Origin of the sequence: Niveibacterium sp. COAC-50, from assembly GCF_013184235.1 — a bacterium.
Taxonomy (GTDB): domain Bacteria; phylum Pseudomonadota; class Gammaproteobacteria; order Burkholderiales; family Rhodocyclaceae; genus Niveibacterium; species Niveibacterium microcysteis.
Genome location: NZ_JABCJM010000001.1, coordinates 80,841 through 95,115, shown reverse-complemented (window position 1 = coordinate 95,115; position 14,275 = coordinate 80,841). Strand labels below are relative to the sequence as shown.

The following is a 14,275-nucleotide window of genomic DNA, read 5'->3' as shown; positions in this document are numbered from 1 at the left end:
GAAGGAGCGAGCGGCGAGAAGCTCAGCCGCCCACCACATGCGTATCGGGCACACGCTCCACCAGCAGCGTGTAGACGCGCCGGCTGTCGGCGCGCAACACCTGGAAGCGGAAGCCTTCGTGCTCGACCACTTCGTTGCGCGTTGGCAGGCGCCCGAGCAAATGGATCACGAGGCCGCCGATGGTCTTGTAGTCCTCGTGCGGCCAATCGGTGGCGAAGGCCTCGTTGAAGGCCTCGACCTCGGTTGTCGCCTTCACGCGATAACGGCCGACCTGGTCGGCGATGATGTTGCCGGCATCTTCGTCGAAATCGTATTCGTCCTCGATGTCGCCAACGATCTGCTCGAGCACGTCCTCGATCGTGATCAGCCCGGCGACGCCGCCGTACTCGTCTACGACAATCGCCATGTGGTTGCGGCTGACGCGGAATTCGCGCAGCAGCACATTGAGACGCTTGGATTCAGGAATGAAGACGGCCGGCCGCACCAGCTCGCGCAACCCAACCGGCTGGCCCGCAAAGTAGCGCAGCAGATCCTTTGCGAGCAGCACGCCGATCACATCATCACGGTTCTCGCCAATCACCGGGAAGCGTGAGTGGCCCGCCTCGATCGCAAACGCGGCGACCTTGTCGAGCGGGTCATCGACATGCACGACATCCATCTGCGTGCGCGGGATCATGACGTCCTGCACCTGGATGTCTGCGACACCGAGGGCGCCCTCGAGGATCGTAAGGACGTCGGCATCGAAGATATTGCGTTCGTAGGCCGCGTGAAGCAGGTCGAGCAGTTCGCCGCGGTCTTCGGGTTCGCGCGTCATCAGCGCGGAGAGTCGTTCGAGCAGAGTCGGCCGACTACTGGAAGGTTCCATAAAAGGAAGGGTGAGTGGTTAGGGGCAAACTGTCGGTACTGCCCGGCAGCTTGCCGCTGACCGCTCCCCGCATAGTGTGCCGCGGGGGCAAGACACCCCCGCAGCGGGTTTTTCAAGGCCGATCAGGCCGCATAGGGATCAGGATAGCCCAGCGCCGCAAGGATTTCGCGCTCGACCGACTCCATTTCCTCGGCATCGTCGTCATTTTCGTGATCCCAGCCCTGCAGATGCAGCGCCCCGTGCACGATCATGTGTGCGGCGTGCGCTTCGAGGGTCTTGCCCTGCTCCTTCGCTTCGCGCTGCACGACCGGCCAGCACACGACGAGGTCGCCAACGATCAGCGGCTCTTCGGTGTAGGGGAAGGACAGCACGTTGGTCGCGTAGTCCTTGCCGCGGAACTCAAGGTTCAGCGCCTTGCTCTCGGCCTCGCCGACAAAGCGCACGGTGATCTCCGCGTCGGTGCCCAGCGCGGCGGATATCCACTCGCGAACCGCAGCCTTGGACGGCAGGCCCTTCTTCTCGTCCTTGCCGAGTTCCTTCTGCACGGTGAGTTCCAGGTCGTGTTCGGCCGCGTCGGCCTCGCCCTCCTGTTCAGCCACCGCCAGCACATGCAGGGTCGCGAGGTTAGCCGCGCCCGGTTGCACCAGCATGACAGGCAGCCCCGTTTCCGCATGCGCTTCGATCGCGAGGTCACCCATATCACCGGGCGGGAAGGCGAGGCGCAGGTAACGGCCATCGGTGAGCGGGATCTCGATCGAGGCAACCTCGATCTCGCGGCGCTTACCCTTGGCGTTCAGGACGGTGATGGTCTTCATGGTTTTGCTCCGCGGCGTCTTTTTCGTAGGCTGCGACGATGCGCGCCACCAACGGATGGCGCACCACGTCTTCTTTCTGGAAACGGGTCGTGCCGATGCCGCGCACCCCCGTAAGGATCCGGGTCGCCTCCGAGAGGCCACTCTTGTGGCCGCGCGGCAGGTCGATCTGCGTGATATCGCCGGTGATCACCGCCTTGGAGCCGATGCCCATGCGGGTCAGGAACATCTTGATCTGCTCCGGCGTGGTGTTCTGTGCCTCATCGAGGATGATGAACGCGTGGTTCAGCGTACGCCCGCGCATGAACGCAAGCGGCGCGATCTCGATGCACTGGCGCTCGAAGAGCTTCGCCACGCGATCGAAGCCCATCAGGTCGTAGAGCGCGTCGTACAGCGGCCGCAGGTAAGGGTCGACCTTCTGCGCCAGATCGCCGGGCAAAAAGCCGAGGCGCTCGCCCGCCTCCACGGCGGGCCGCGTCAGCACGATGCGCTCCACCTGCTGACGCTCGAAGGCATCGACTGCGCAAGCGACGGCAAGATAGGTCTTGCCGGTACCGGCCGGGCCGATGCCAAAGGTGATGTCGTGTTCCTGGATGTTGCGGATGTACTCGGTCTGCCGCGGCGTGCGGCCGTGCAGATCGCCCTTCCGGGTTAGCAAACCCGTCGCCGGCTGCATCGCCTGCGAGGTGTTGTTGAGTTCGACCATGCCGAGCTGGATGTCCTCGATGGTCAGCTCCTCGTCGGCCCGCTCGTACAGGAATTTGATCGCACGCGCAGCAAGCCGCGCCTGGGCGACGTCACCGCGCAAGGCAAAGCGTTCGCCGCGACGGGCAATGGCTACGTCGTATGCGGCTTCGATCTGCCGGATGTTCTCGTCGAGCGGCCCGCACAGCTTCGCAAGGCGATCGTTGTCGAGCGGGTTGAGCGAGATCTCGATCGGTTTCATCAGTTGGCGATCACCACTTCGCCACGCAGCGAGTGCGGCAGCGCGGAGACGATCTTCACATTGATGAAGTGGCCAATCTGCCGCGGGTTGCCGGCGAAATTCACGATCCGGTTATTATCGGTGCGGCCGGCGAGCTCTTCGGCATTCTTGCGCGACGGCCCCTCGACGAGGATGCGCTGCACCGTGCCGACCATGCGCTGCGAGTGCTCGGCGTACTGCTCGTCGATGCGCTTCTGCAGCCGTGCCAGCCGCGCGAGCTTGAGCTCCTGCGGCGTGTCGTCCGCCATGTCGGCCGCCGGCGTACCGGGGCGCGGGCTGTAGACGAAGCTGAAGCTGCCGTCGAAGCCGATATCGTCGATCAGCTTCATCGTCGCCTCGAAATCGGCTTCGGTTTCACCGGGGAAGCCGACGATGAAGTCCGAGGTCAGCGACAAATCCGGCCGCGCCGCGCGCAGCTTGCGCACGATCGACTTGAACTCGAGCACCGAGTAACCACGCTTCATTGCGGCGAGCACACGGTCGGAGCCGCTCTGAACCGGCAGGTGCAGTTGCGACACGAGCTTCGGCAATTTGGCGTAGGCCTCGAACACCCGCGGCGTCATCTCGCGCGGATGCGAAGTCGTGTAGCGGATGCGCTCGATGCCCGGCAGATCGTGCACGCATTCGAGCAGGAAGGCGAAGTCGCCCATCTCGTCGCTGCCCTTGGTCAGCGGCGCGCGCCAGGCGTTCACGTTCTGACCGAGCAGCGTCACCTCCTTCACGCCTTGCGCGGTGAGGCCGGCGATCTCGGTGAGGATATCGTCGAGCGGGCGCGACACTTCCTCGCCCCGCGTGTAGGGCACGACGCAGAAGGTGCAGTACTTCGAGCAGCCTTCCATGATCGACACGAAGGCGCTCGCACCCTCAACGCGCGCCGGCGGCATCGAATCGAACTTCTCGATCTCGGGGAAGCTGATGTCCACCTGGGCGCGACCGCTTTCCTTGCGCTGAGCGATCAGGCTGGGCAGGCGATGCAAGGTCTGCGGCCCGAACACCACATCCACATACGGTGCGCGCTCGACGATGGCAGCGCCTTCCTGGCTCGCCACGCAGCCACCGACACCGATGATCAGATTCGGATTCAACTGCTTCAGATGCTTGACCCGGCCGAGGTCGTGGAACACCTTCTCTTGCGCTTTTTCGCGCACCGAGCAGGTGTTGAAGAGGATCACGTCCGCCTCTTCCGGGTTATCGGTTTTCACCAGCGTTTCGTTGGCGCCCAGCACGTCGGCCATCTTGTCCGAGTCGTACTCGTTCATCTGGCAGCCAAACGTACGGATATAAAGCTTCTTGGTCATTGCAACACCCTGCGCGCCACCGTCAGGCCGTCCGGCCCGGAACGTGACACGCGATCAACTCTGGTCAATTTCTTCGGCGGAGAGGATCCACACCCGCCATACCGCGCCTTGGCTGTCGAACTGCACCCGGACACGCAGACGCATGTCGCCAACAAGGTTGGCTGGCAGTACGAGCAAGTTACTTTGATCGCGGACCTGCAAGCCCGGCGCCACCGTGAAGCTCTGGTTGCGCTCGAACAGCAGCAGCACGCGCGTCCCGAAGGTCATCGTGCTGCCATCGAAGGCCTTGAGCGTCGTGACCTGGCTGTCGACCGGGAACTGCCGCGGCGCGCCGGCCCAAGCCGAACCCCAGACAAACAGCCCCACCATCAAAGCCATCATCGTTCGCAGCATCGGATTTCCTTAGGCCCACAAGGGGGCGGCGAATCAAAACAAGGACTTGCGCGGATTATAGCCCAAGCAACGCTTGACCCAGCTTTTCGACCGCGCTATATTTGCGGGCTGCGCGGTGATGTAGCTCAGATGGTTAGAGCGATGGATTCATAACCCATAGGTCGGCGGTTCGACTCCGCCCATCACCACCAAGGCATTCAAGGCCGCTGATTCCGCAAGGATCAGCGGCTTTTTCATTTCCGGCAGCCGTCACCGCCACCCCGCTTCGCACACCCACGGCCAAGCACGAGGCAGGCGGGACAACCGTCGCCATACTAGGGCGCGACGTGGGCCGCCGCAATCACGCGGCGGATCGGCGCCCGCGACATCCGCCGTCATAGCCGACGCACACACGCTCATTGCAGCGGCTTGGTCGGATTGAAGTAGAACTTGCGGTAATCGAAGTCAATGCGGTCGATGTCAGGGGTTTCCAGCGCGAAAATCCGGCGCGACCCCAGTTGCGCGAACGTCAGCGCGTCGCGGTATTGCGCAAGCCAGAGCTTGCGCGCCGAGCCGTCGAGCCACGCAGCCTGCAGCCCTTCCGTGATGCGGCGCAGGATGCGGTCATTCTTCTTGTTGGAAAAGAAGAAGCGCGGCAGCAAATAGGCCAGCGCAAAGCTACGGTCATAGTCGAGATTGCGGATGTGCGCGTGCGCCTTGAGCTCTGGTTCGAGTTCGTTGATGCCACGGCAGAACAGATCGAAGCGGCTTGACGCGACCATGCCGAACAACGCCTCGTAGCCGCCGACCTCCTCCACCCTGAAGCCGTTATGGCGCAGGATGCCGACATCGGCCCAACCACGCCCCTGCCCGATGCTGAACTTGCGCAGCGCATCAAGCGTGCTTGCCTGGTTCACCGCATCGCGCGCTTCGGGCGAGACAAAACAGATCCGGTAGCCGGTGACACCAAAATCCACCGGGAACCGCACGTAATCGAAACCGTCGTCCAGCAGTCGGTTTTCGAACGTGGTCATCACGATCAGGTTGGGCAGCGCGCCTGCGCGGGCCTCTTCGATCGCGCGGGCTGTGTTCATCGGCGGGCTGATACGGATCTCGAAGTCACCTGATCGGGCGCGCGTCTTCTCCAGCGCAAGCTGAACCAACTGCACGTTGTAGGCAGTGCGCGGATCGTTGCTGCTCTCGGGCGCTGTCAGCGTGACGATGTCGATCGCGCCGGCGAGGCGTGGCAGCAGGCAAGCCACGAGCAACACGCAGACTCGCGGGCAGCGCAGTGCGCCGATCATCAAGGCAAACATCCGGATCCCGGGCGTGGTGGCGTTCGGTCCATTCTAGTTGCGGCCCATGCGTTCGTCACGGCAAGTAGCCGCACCCTGCGGCCACCGCTACGGCGAATGTCCCCTGTTGTTTGCCGGCTCAACAACTACGATGGAAGTTGATGTCGCGCCAGCGGCCGGAGGCACAGGAATGAAGGCGGTGATCGCACTGTTGTCGATGCTGATGCTGGGTGCCTGTTCCTCGATGGCGCCAGGCCCCGGCGCGCCTGAGCTTTTCAACGATCAGGCGTTTGCGGCACCCACCGCCCGCGTTTCCGCACAGCAGGTGTTTGCCGTCAGCGAGGCGATGCAGCGCTATCTGCAAGGCCCGGCAGCCGAGCGCATGAGCCGGCTGGGTGTGAAGGCCGGTCTGGTCGATGCGCTCTACCGCCAGGACCAGCTCAAGCTGGAGTACGACTCCGAAACCACGCGCACGGCGGCGGAGGCGTTCGACGCGAAGTCCGGCAATTGCCTCTCATTGGTGATCATGACGGCGGCCTTCGCGAAGGAGCTCGGGCTGGCGGTCCGTTTCCAGCGCTACACGGCCGATCCGGCACTGGGGCGCAGCGCGAACCTTCAGTTCTCGATCGATCACATCAACGTCACGCTGGACACCCGGCCGCCCGATCCGCGACTGGGCCAGTTGATGGTCGACTCGATGACGGTGGACTTCCTGCCACCGGAAGACCTGCGTGGTTTGCGCGTACGGCAGGTCAGCGAGTCCACCGTCATCGCGATGTTCATGAACAACCGCGCCGCGGAGTCCCTTGCCCGCAGCCAGATCGACGATGCCTACTGGTGGGCCCGCGAAGCGATCCGTGCGGACCGCCGCTTCACCAGTGCGTACAACACCCTTGGCGTGATCTATCGGCGGCACGGGCAGCCTGCGGCCGCGATCCGGGCGTTTGACGAGGCGCTGGATCTCGAGCCCACCAACACGCAGGCGCTCTTCAACCAGGCCGACGTGATGACGGAGCTCGGTCGCGTCGCAGAAGCCGCCGCGTTGCGCGAACGCTTGGCGACAGTGGACCCGGAACCTGCATTCAGCTTCTTCGAGCGCGGTCGCGCCGCGATGGATGCGGGCGACTACGCGGCCGCGCGTGACCTGTTCGCGCGCGAAGTTGCGCGGGCGCCCTACTACCATGAATTCCACTTCTGGCTTGCGCTTGCGCACTTTCATCTTGGTGAATTGCCGCTTGCCCAGCGTGAGTTGCAACTCGCGCGCGACAACAGCACCACCGGCAAGGACCGCTCGCGCTATGGCGCTAAACTCGAGCATCTGCGCAGCCTCGAAGCCGCCCGTTGACCACGCCTGACCCCGCAGCCCTGCCCGCCCGCCCTGCGGCACGCCTGATCGTGCTCGACGCGTCCGATCGCGTGCTGCTGTTTCGCTTCTGTCACAGCACAGGCCCGCTTGCGGGCAGCAACTTTTGGGCAACGCCGGGCGGCGCATTGATGCCGGGCGAATCCTGGCGCGACGCGGCTGCGCGCGAGCTGCGCGAAGAGACCGGACTGGCGGGCCTCGCGATCGGGCCTGAGCTGGGCGAACGCAGCTTCGCCATGCCGCTGCCGGACGGCACATGGGTCCGCGCCGAAGAACGCTTCTATCTCGTGCGAACGACGCACACCGAGATCAGGCACGACGGCTGGAGCGAAGCGGAGCGCTGCATCATGCAGGAGCACCGCTGGTGGTCCGCCGACGCGCTGGCTGCCGCGCACAACGAGCGCTTCCCGCGCATGCTGCCCGAACTGCTCGCGGCAGCGGCGCGGACGAGATGAGGTGCACTCAACGCGGCGTCAGTTCCACCTCCCGGCGGTACATCGTCTGCATCATGCAGGCGTAGTCAGCCATTGAAGGCAGCCCCATCGCTGCACGCCGACTCTCCAGCGACTCTGGCGCCTCAACCGGCTGCAACACCAGCCGACCATCCTTGTCGTCGAACTGCGAACCGTAGCGCTGCAACTTGCCTTCGCCGACCAGTGTCCGATCGGTCAGCAAGGCAATGTCGTCCTTGCGCACACCGTAGCGCTCCGGCTCTGCCAGAAAGGCCTCCAGCGCCTTCTTCTGGAATGCCCGATCGGTGTCTGCATGCTGGATCAGCAGCCATGCGGCGCGAATCCCGTCATCGCCCACTTCCGCGCGCGCCGGGAATCCACGCCGCTCGACGTCGGCCTTAAGCCAGGCGAGGTTGCGCGCGTCGACTTCCTTGACCTTGCTGATCGCCTCGGCGTTGCTCATGTCGCGCACCAGCTCGTCGCGCAGTGCCTGATCCTCGGCCACGCGCTCAAGCAACGCGGCCTGGCGCGCCTTATCGGTTGCCACAACGGGCGCCGGCCCCTTCTCTGCCGACTGCTTCGCGTAGAAGGCTGCAACGCCGGGGCAGGCCTTGAACAAGGCCGCCTCGTCAAAGTCCGCGCGCGCTGTCGCCAGCGGCGCCCATGCCAGCGCCGCCGATAAGATCACGCCAAGTCGCAATTGCCGCATCGCACCGCCCTCCGGAAAATGAAGGCGTCATCATGCCGCAGGGCATGCGGGACGACCGTGATGCACGCCGCGGCACGCCCCCTCGCGACTTAAGGTGCGAGACGGAAAACCTGCAACGACTGAGGCGCCACGCGGATCTGCGACGGAGCCTCGGAGGCCTTGGCAGAACGTTTACCCTTGGGTGCTGCAGCCTGGCCCAAACGCAACGCGGTCGCTGCCGGGAACACGGGTGCCCAGGCCGCCGCATCGAAATCTGCTGGCGCCGCGATACTGGCCTCGCGTGCCGAATAGTTGATCAGCACCAGCAACTTCTCCCCGTCTGCCTCACGCGTGAAGGCAAAGATTGCGTCGTCATCCTGCGACCACAAGGTGAAGTCGCCGGTCTGCAGCGCCGGATGCGCGTTGCGCAACGCGATCAGCTGGCGGTACCAATGCAGCAAGGAGTCTGCATTCGCCTCCTCGGCCGCCACATTGTGCGTACGCCAGTTGTCGACCAGCGGGCGAAACGGCGTCGCCGTGCTGAAACCCGCGTTCGCCTCGGCGCTCCAACTCATCGGGCCGCGTATCGATTGATCCTGGTAGTCCACCGGCTGCGCGTGCGAGAGACCGATCTCCTCGCCGTAGTAGAGGAAGGGGTGGCCGGGGAGCGTCAGCAGCGTCGCGGCGGCCAGCTTGTAGCGCGGCTCGTCGCCACCGAACTGCTTGAAAGGGCGCGCCCCCGCGTAGTAATCGTGGCTGGAAAGGATCGTGCCCATGCGCGCCACCGGCATCGTGCGCAGCATGTAGCGCAAGTCCGGCATCACGCGGCCCATCTGGATGCTCTTGATGATGTACTTCTGCAGGCCGAACGAGAACGCGCTGCCGCAGGAATCCTCGCCCGAGAAGGCCACCGGATCGCTCGCTGCCTCGCACACCATGTAGCGCTTGCCGTAGCTCGCCAGCAGATCCTGCGCCCGCTTCATCAACACATGGTTCTCGGGCTGGTTGTCCCACGCGATCGGGCCGTTCTCGTACAGCACGCCGACCGCGTCGAAGCGGAAGCCATCGACACCACGGTTGAGCCAGAAACGCAGGTTGTCGAGATGGAAGTCGACGACCGCCGGATTGCGCAGATTCCAGTCCGGCATGATCACGTCGAAGGCGCCGTAATACCAGTCGTCACCGTTCGCGCGCCATGGGTCGCCACCGTAGGTGGTCCAGCCCTTCATCTCGGTGTCGCTGAACACATACCAGTCGCGGTACGGCGATTTACGGTCGGCCGCGGCGGACTCGAACAGCGGATGCGCAGAGCCGCTGTGGTTGATCACGTAATCGAGGATCACGCCGATACCACGCTTGTGTGCCTCGGCAACCAGGCGGTCGAAGTCGGCCAGCGTGCCGTAGGCGGGCTCGATGTCGCGGTAGTTCACCGGCGCATAGCCGTGATCGTGATCCTGGCTCGCGGTGATCGGCATCAGCCAGATACCCCGGATACCGAGTGACTGAAGATAGTCGAGGCGTTGCGTCACGCCGTTGAGGTCACCGATGCCGTCGCCGTTGCTGTCCTGATAGGCGCGTACGAGGATCTCGACGAACACACCCTTGCGATCCCAGCTGTCGGGCAAGCCGCTGTCGCGCGGCATGGCAGCGACTGCACCAACCTCGCCCAACTGCGGTGATGCCGCGGCGCCAAACGCAGCGGTGGCGCCGCCGATGCATAGCCATAGCGCGGCCGCGCGCGCGATCCAGCGAAACCTCATTGCCAGCTCCTGTCCAGAAAGGTCGTCACGCACCAGCGCGTGATCGTTCGGGCATGGAGTCTGGCGGCCGCGCGGGCCGCAACGCATTCAACCCCTGGGTTGATTCAAGCCGGTGGAACGGCGGTGCTCGCCTGCAGCGCACGGGCACGCTGCATCGCTTCGGCGCGCGTGCCGATGTCCAGCTTCGCGTAGAGCCGGTTGATATGGGTCTTCACCGTCGGCAGCGACACATGCAGCGTGACGGCGATCTGTTCATTGCTGAACTGCTGGCCGATCAGTTGAAGCACCTGCCATTCGCGCTCCGTCAGATCAGCCGGGCGCCCGGCCGGGCTGATGCGCGGAGATTCGGCAACCGGCGGCTGCAGCCGCGCGAACAAGGCCATCGCGCCGGCACGTACCGCCGCGTCCTGCACCGCGGCCGGGTGGCGCAGCCAACGTGCGAGTGGATCGCTCAGGCACGGCGCCAGCCAAAGCGCATCCATCAGGCGGCCATTGCTGACCGCCGCGTGAAGCCAGTCGCCAAGCAGCCTCATATCACCCGCCGGGTCACTCAGCGCGGCGATCAACTTCGCGGTGGCATGCAGGCGCCGCAGCCCGCGTTGCGCCAAAGCGTCGATCAGCGCTTGCAGCTGCGGGGCCGGCCAGGCCTGGTGCCGCAGCAAAGCAGCCGCGGCGCGGTGCACCGCGCCAGTCCAGGCATGCAACCCGGCGTCTGGCGTCGGCAGGCTCGCGTCACCGGCATAGCTGCGCAGCCGTTCCACATCGCCACGCAGCCCGGCGATCCAGATGCCGACGTAAGCCGCTTCAAGCCGCCACTTGGTACTGCAGAAGCTTGCGAGCAAGCGGCTGTCCAGCTGCTCGCCGAGCATCATCGCGTCGCCAATCCGGCCGGTCAGCAGCGCTTCGCGCGCGCGGGCAACCAGCCATGCAAAGGCAAAGAGGTCACTGTCGGCAGGCGGCTGCAACATCGGCGCCGGCGTTTGCAATTGCTCATGTGCGTCGAGCAAGGCGAGCCTCGCGAGCGACTGCGCGGCGGTTTCGTTCGCCAAGCGGCTTTGCGCGATGTGCGCCTGCGCCTGACGAAGCGTTTCGGTGAGCCCTTGGTAGTCGCCGTGTTCCTGCAGCGAGCGCGCCAGCACATGCAAGCCATCGAGTTCGAGGTTGGCGAAGCTGTCACGCCGCGCGGCGCTGACCACGTCGCGCAGTAGCGGGATCGCGCGCATCGGCTGCCCCAGTTCGAGGCGGGCATACCCGAGCGCAGCGGCGGCCAGCAAGGCCTCCGGCGCATCGCGGTCTGCCAGTCCCGCGAGCGCCGATTCGGCAAGGCGCGCCGCGCCTTCGGCGTCGTCGAACATCAACTTGCAGCGCGCCTGGATCGCATCGGCCTGCGGCCCTTCGAGCTGGTCCGCGCGGAGGATGCGCTCGGCCTCGACCGGCGCGCGTTCGAGCTCGACCCACCAGGCCGCTCGCAACAAGCGCATGGCGGTTTGCCGGGCAGCTTGTGGTGACAGGCCGCTCAGCAGATCGCCGAGCAGATCGCGGCGCGGCCCAAGCAGAATCAGCCAGCCGAGTTCGTCGAGCAGGCGCGCGCAGTGCTCAGGCTTGCCGCTCGCCTGCGCGAGCCGGATTGCGCGCGGCGCATCACGCAGGGCGAGCGCATCGGCAAAGGCAGCCTCGACAAACCGGGCCGCCAACGCAGGTTCGTGCAGACACCAGGCGGCCGCAAGCGTTTCGCCCAAGGCGGCCCCGGCCCGACATGCTTCGAGCGGCGCACCGTCAAGGTTCAGTGCATGCTGAGCCAGCGCCACTCGCACCGCGCCAATGCCCAGCCAGCCGCCCAAGGCGACCGGGCTCGCGGCAGGCTCCAGCGCCTGTGCACCCAGCACATTGGCGAGATCCGGCGACAAACTCGGCAGGAACACTCGACGCAGCCATTCGATCTGCGCGGCCACCGAATCGCCAGCAAGACGCAGCCCCCACCATCCTTCACACCCCAACCGCGAGTTGTCGTTGCGGCCGAAGGCCCGTTGCCACTCGGCGGCCGTCGGGCGTAGTTGCGGGGCGTCGAACACCGCCAACTGGCCACGCGCACGCCACTGCTCGAGCATCGGCAGCGCTGCGGTTGTTCGCGTCGCGAGCAGCAGGTGCGCGCGAGCCGTACCCTCGACGCCGGCATCTCGCCATGCCTGCTCGGTGGGCGCCGGCAGGCTGTCGATCGCATCGACGATCAGGAGCCCGGCTTCCGGCGTGGCACGAAGCGCGGCCGCGAGTGCCGGCCAGCGCTCGGGCTCCGCCAGTTGATCCAGCGCCAGCCAGCAGCAAGGCTTCGCGCTCCCATGGGCGACCAGGGCTGCGATGGCGGTCTTGCCGAAGCCGGCCGGCGCCACGATCACGGTGACGGGGTGGCGAGTCGTCGCAGCGAGGATCTGCGACGTCAGGCGTGATCGCGCGACGGTCGGGCGGGCCGGCAGGTGAGGAAACGAAGACTGGGCGGCAGGCATGCGCGCGATGTTAGCGCGCTGCGGCCCACCGCCGGCATGTCATTGGAGGCCTCTCACCACGGCCACCGCCATCGCAATGTCTCGACAGGGGGTATGGCTACAACCCGGAATCGCCGCATTGGTGACCGATGTACCGCCTTGCGACATCGGCCGCTTCCTGTCGCCGGACGGCGCGCAGGCCCAAACCGGATTCACGCTGGCGCGCTTCGCGGTGACGGGGCTGCGGGCGCCAGATGCGCGCAATCTCGCATCGGTGCGCCAGCTGCAGCGACGCGGCGTCTCATTGCAGGCGCGCAGCGAAACGACTTTCCGCGGCGCGCTATGCGTCGAACTCGACTATCGTCGGGCGAGCATGGCCCAGAAGCAAGGCAAGGCAGCTCGCGCAGCCCTTCAACCCGCCCCGATCACTGCCAGCCAAGCAGCGCCGGCGGCGCCAGCAGTACCAACGCCATGATCAGGTACAGGCCCTGCAGCGGCAGCATCCAGCGCACCCAGGTGGTGTAGGGCACGCCCGAGAGCGCCAGCACGCCAACCGTAATGCCGGAGGTCGGGATGATCGCGGTGGCCAGTTCGCCGAACTGGAAGGCGAGGATGGCGGTCTGGCGGGTGATGCCGACCAGATCGGCCAGCGGCGCCATGATCGGCATGGTCAGCGCGGCTTGCCCGGTGCCGGAGTGAATGAAGAAGTTGATCACCGATTGGATCACGAACATCTTCTGCGCGGCGAACACCGGGCTGTCGGACGCGACCAGCGGCGCCAGCGCGTTGAGCAGCGTGTCAATGATCTGCCCGTCGCGCATCAGGATCACCGTGCCCTTGGCCAGCGCGATCACCAGCGCGGTGCCGACAAGATCCTTGGCGCCGTGGAGAAAGGCGCCGGTCAGCTCGTCGGCCGATAGCCGCGCGACGAGACCGACCGCCAGTGCCATTACCAGGAACAGCGCAGCGATCTCCTCGATGTACCAGCCGAAGCGCACCACACCGAAGATCATGCCGAGCAGGGTGGCGGCGAAAAGCCACAGCACCAGCTTGTGCCGCGCGGTCATCCCTGCGAACTGCTCAAAGCTGACGAGGTCGAGCGTCTTGCGGCGCTCCTGGTCCAGCGCGAAAGTGGGACTCAGCTCCGGCGTGCGGCGGATGCGCACCGCCCACCACTGCAGGAAGCCGATGGTGATGGCGGTCGCGACCGCCCAGCAGATCGCGCGATAGCCGAGGCCGGAAAACATCGGCACGCCAGCGATGCCCTGCGCGACGCCGACGTTGAAGGGGTTGAGGAATGCGGTGGCGAAACCGATCTGCGAGCCGACGAAGGGGATCGCCATGCCGGTCAGCGTATCGAGCCGCAGCGCGAGCGCCAGCGGGATGAAGATCATCACGAAGGGGATCGCCTCTTCCGCCATGCCGAAGGTGGCCCCCCCCAGCGCGAACAGCCCGACGAAGACCGGGATCACCGCGGCGCGGACCCAGGCCGAGCGACTGTGGGCACGGGCGACGGACTTGATCATGGCGTCGATGGCCTCGGTCTTCTGCAGTACCGAGAAGGCGCCGCCGACGATCAGCACGAAGCCGATGATCAGTGCGGCCTCGACGAAGCCCTTGATCGGCGCAGTCAGCAACGCGGCGAGGCCCTGCGGCCGCGCTTCGACCAGATGGTAGCTGCCGGGCACGACCAGCGTCTTGCCGGCGACGACGGTGGTTTCGAACTTGCCCCCAGGCACGAGCCAAGTCGACACCGCGATCAGCGCCAGTAGCGAAACCAGCAGCACATAGGTGTTGGGCAGGCGCAACTTCATGCCGGATACCTCAATGAATTGGCCACCGACCGCGCCACTGCGGGCTGATGACAGGATGGAACAGCAGTCGAAAGCGTCGCGGGCCCAAGGC

Annotated in this window: 13 protein-coding genes and 1 tRNA gene; 4 read left to right on the top strand and 10 right to left on the bottom strand. The window is 65.6% G+C overall.

Going from position 1 to position 14,275, the window contains the following annotated elements; genetic code table 11:
* Positions 1 to 22: 22 nt before the first annotated feature.
* From HH302_RS00420 to HH302_RS00400, 5 genes are all read right to left on the bottom strand, one after another.
* The gene (locus HH302_RS00420; RefSeq protein ID WP_172196683.1) at positions 23 to 865 is read right to left on the bottom strand and encodes a transporter associated domain-containing protein; all 843 of its coding nucleotides are present in this window, start codon (positions 863 to 865) and stop codon (positions 23 to 25) included.
* A gap of 122 nt (positions 866 to 987) precedes the next feature.
* A complete protein-coding gene (ybeY, locus tag HH302_RS00415) occupies positions 988 to 1,680 on the bottom strand; it encodes an rRNA maturation RNase YbeY (protein WP_172196681.1) in 693 nt (230 codons plus the stop codon).
* Positions 1,646 to 2,623 (bottom strand): PhoH family protein, encoded by a 978-nt coding sequence (locus HH302_RS00410; RefSeq protein WP_172196679.1) that lies wholly within the window; start codon positions 2,621 to 2,623, stop codon positions 1,646 to 1,648. Before HH302_RS00410 ends, ybeY begins: the two co-directional genes overlap by 35 nt.
* Complete coding sequence (gene miaB / locus HH302_RS00405) at positions 2,623 to 3,960, bottom strand: tRNA (N6-isopentenyl adenosine(37)-C2)-methylthiotransferase MiaB (RefSeq protein ID WP_172196677.1); 1,338 nt, start codon at positions 3,958 to 3,960, stop codon at positions 2,623 to 2,625. The genes HH302_RS00410 and miaB overlap by 1 nt, the downstream gene beginning before the upstream one ends.
* A 54-nt stretch (positions 3,961 to 4,014) precedes the next feature.
* Entirely contained in the window at positions 4,015 to 4,353 is a 339-nt protein-coding gene (locus HH302_RS00400; RefSeq protein WP_172196675.1) for a hypothetical protein, read from the bottom strand.
* 114 nt (positions 4,354 to 4,467) lie between these two features.
* On the opposite strand from HH302_RS00400, the gene HH302_RS00395 reads away from it, so the two are divergent.
* A tRNA-Met gene (locus HH302_RS00395) sits at positions 4,468 to 4,544 on the top strand.
* Positions 4,545 to 4,748: 204 nt separating this feature from the next.
* Here HH302_RS00395 and HH302_RS00390 read toward each other — a convergent pair.
* Positions 4,749 to 5,636, bottom strand: coding sequence for a hypothetical protein (locus tag HH302_RS00390; protein WP_172196673.1), 888 nt, complete (start codon positions 5,634 to 5,636; stop codon positions 4,749 to 4,751).
* A 181-nt stretch (positions 5,637 to 5,817) separates the two neighbouring features.
* On the opposite strand from HH302_RS00390, the gene HH302_RS00385 reads away from it, so the two are divergent.
* Both HH302_RS00385 and HH302_RS00380 read left to right on the top strand, forming a co-directional pair.
* Complete coding sequence (locus HH302_RS00385; RefSeq protein WP_172196671.1) at positions 5,818 to 6,972, top strand: tetratricopeptide repeat protein; 1,155 nt, start codon at positions 5,818 to 5,820, stop codon at positions 6,970 to 6,972.
* Positions 6,969 to 7,445 (top strand): NUDIX hydrolase, encoded by a 477-nt coding sequence (locus tag HH302_RS00380; RefSeq protein WP_172196669.1) that lies wholly within the window; start codon positions 6,969 to 6,971, stop codon positions 7,443 to 7,445. Before HH302_RS00385 ends, HH302_RS00380 begins: the two co-directional genes overlap by 4 nt.
* 7 nt (positions 7,446 to 7,452) lie before the next feature.
* On the opposite strand, the gene HH302_RS00375 is transcribed toward HH302_RS00380, so the two are convergent.
* The 3 genes from HH302_RS00375 to HH302_RS00365 all read right to left on the bottom strand — a co-directional run bounded on the left by HH302_RS00375 (position 7,453) and on the right by HH302_RS00365 (position 12,391).
* Positions 7,453 to 8,151: a DUF6624 domain-containing protein gene (locus HH302_RS00375; RefSeq protein WP_172196667.1), complete on the bottom strand. Its 699-nt coding sequence runs from the start codon at positions 8,149 to 8,151 to the stop codon at positions 7,453 to 7,455.
* A gap of 89 nt (positions 8,152 to 8,240) precedes the next feature.
* Positions 8,241 to 9,890: an alpha-amylase family glycosyl hydrolase gene (locus HH302_RS00370; RefSeq protein WP_172196665.1), complete on the bottom strand. Its 1,650-nt coding sequence runs from the start codon at positions 9,888 to 9,890 to the stop codon at positions 8,241 to 8,243.
* Positions 9,891 to 9,994: 104 nt separating this feature from the next.
* On the bottom strand, positions 9,995 to 12,391 hold the full coding sequence (locus HH302_RS00365) for a LuxR C-terminal-related transcriptional regulator (RefSeq protein ID WP_172196663.1): 2,397 nt from the start codon (positions 12,389 to 12,391) through the stop codon (positions 9,995 to 9,997).
* 121 nt (positions 12,392 to 12,512) lie between these two features.
* Here HH302_RS00365 and HH302_RS00360 point away from each other — a divergent pair, with 121 nt between their 5' ends.
* The gene (locus HH302_RS00360; RefSeq protein ID WP_172196661.1) at positions 12,513 to 12,845 is read left to right on the top strand and encodes a hypothetical protein; all 333 of its coding nucleotides are present in this window, start codon (positions 12,513 to 12,515) and stop codon (positions 12,843 to 12,845) included.
* On the opposite strand, the gene HH302_RS00355 is transcribed toward HH302_RS00360, so the two are convergent.
* Positions 12,796 to 14,184, bottom strand: a complete 1,389-nt coding sequence (locus HH302_RS00355; RefSeq protein ID WP_172196659.1) for a YfcC family protein — start codon at positions 14,182 to 14,184, stop codon at positions 12,796 to 12,798. The two genes, HH302_RS00360 and HH302_RS00355, sit on opposite strands and share 50 nt — an antisense overlap.
* Positions 14,185 to 14,275: the final 91 nt, after the last annotated feature.

Excerpts from the sequence above, each read along its gene's own strand:
- HH302_RS00420 (WP_172196683.1), bottom strand. The coding sequence starts at position 865 with ATGGAACCTTCCAGTAGTCGGCCGACTCTGCTCGAACGACTCTCCGCG.
- ybeY (WP_172196681.1), bottom strand. The coding sequence starts at position 1,680 with ATGAAGACCATCACCGTCCTGAACGCCAAGGGTAAGCGCCGCGAGATC.
- HH302_RS00410 (WP_172196679.1), bottom strand. The coding sequence starts at position 2,623 with ATGAAACCGATCGAGATCTCGCTCAACCCGCTCGACAACGATCGCCTT.
- miaB (WP_172196677.1), bottom strand. The coding sequence starts at position 3,960 with ATGACCAAGAAGCTTTATATCCGTACGTTTGGCTGCCAGATGAACGAG.
- HH302_RS00400 (WP_172196675.1), bottom strand. The coding sequence starts at position 4,353 with ATGCTGCGAACGATGATGGCTTTGATGGTGGGGCTGTTTGTCTGGGGT.
- HH302_RS00390 (WP_172196673.1), bottom strand. The coding sequence starts at position 5,636 with ATGATCGGCGCACTGCGCTGCCCGCGAGTCTGCGTGTTGCTCGTGGCT.
- HH302_RS00385 (WP_172196671.1), top strand. The coding sequence starts at position 5,818 with ATGAAGGCGGTGATCGCACTGTTGTCGATGCTGATGCTGGGTGCCTGT.
- HH302_RS00375 (WP_172196667.1), bottom strand. The coding sequence starts at position 8,151 with ATGCGGCAATTGCGACTTGGCGTGATCTTATCGGCGGCGCTGGCATGG.
- HH302_RS00370 (WP_172196665.1), bottom strand. The coding sequence starts at position 9,890 with ATGAGGTTTCGCTGGATCGCGCGCGCGGCCGCGCTATGGCTATGCATC.
- HH302_RS00365 (WP_172196663.1), bottom strand. The coding sequence starts at position 12,391 with ATGCCTGCCGCCCAGTCTTCGTTTCCTCACCTGCCGGCCCGCCCGACC.
- HH302_RS00355 (WP_172196659.1), bottom strand. The coding sequence starts at position 14,184 with ATGAAGTTGCGCCTGCCCAACACCTATGTGCTGCTGGTTTCGCTACTG.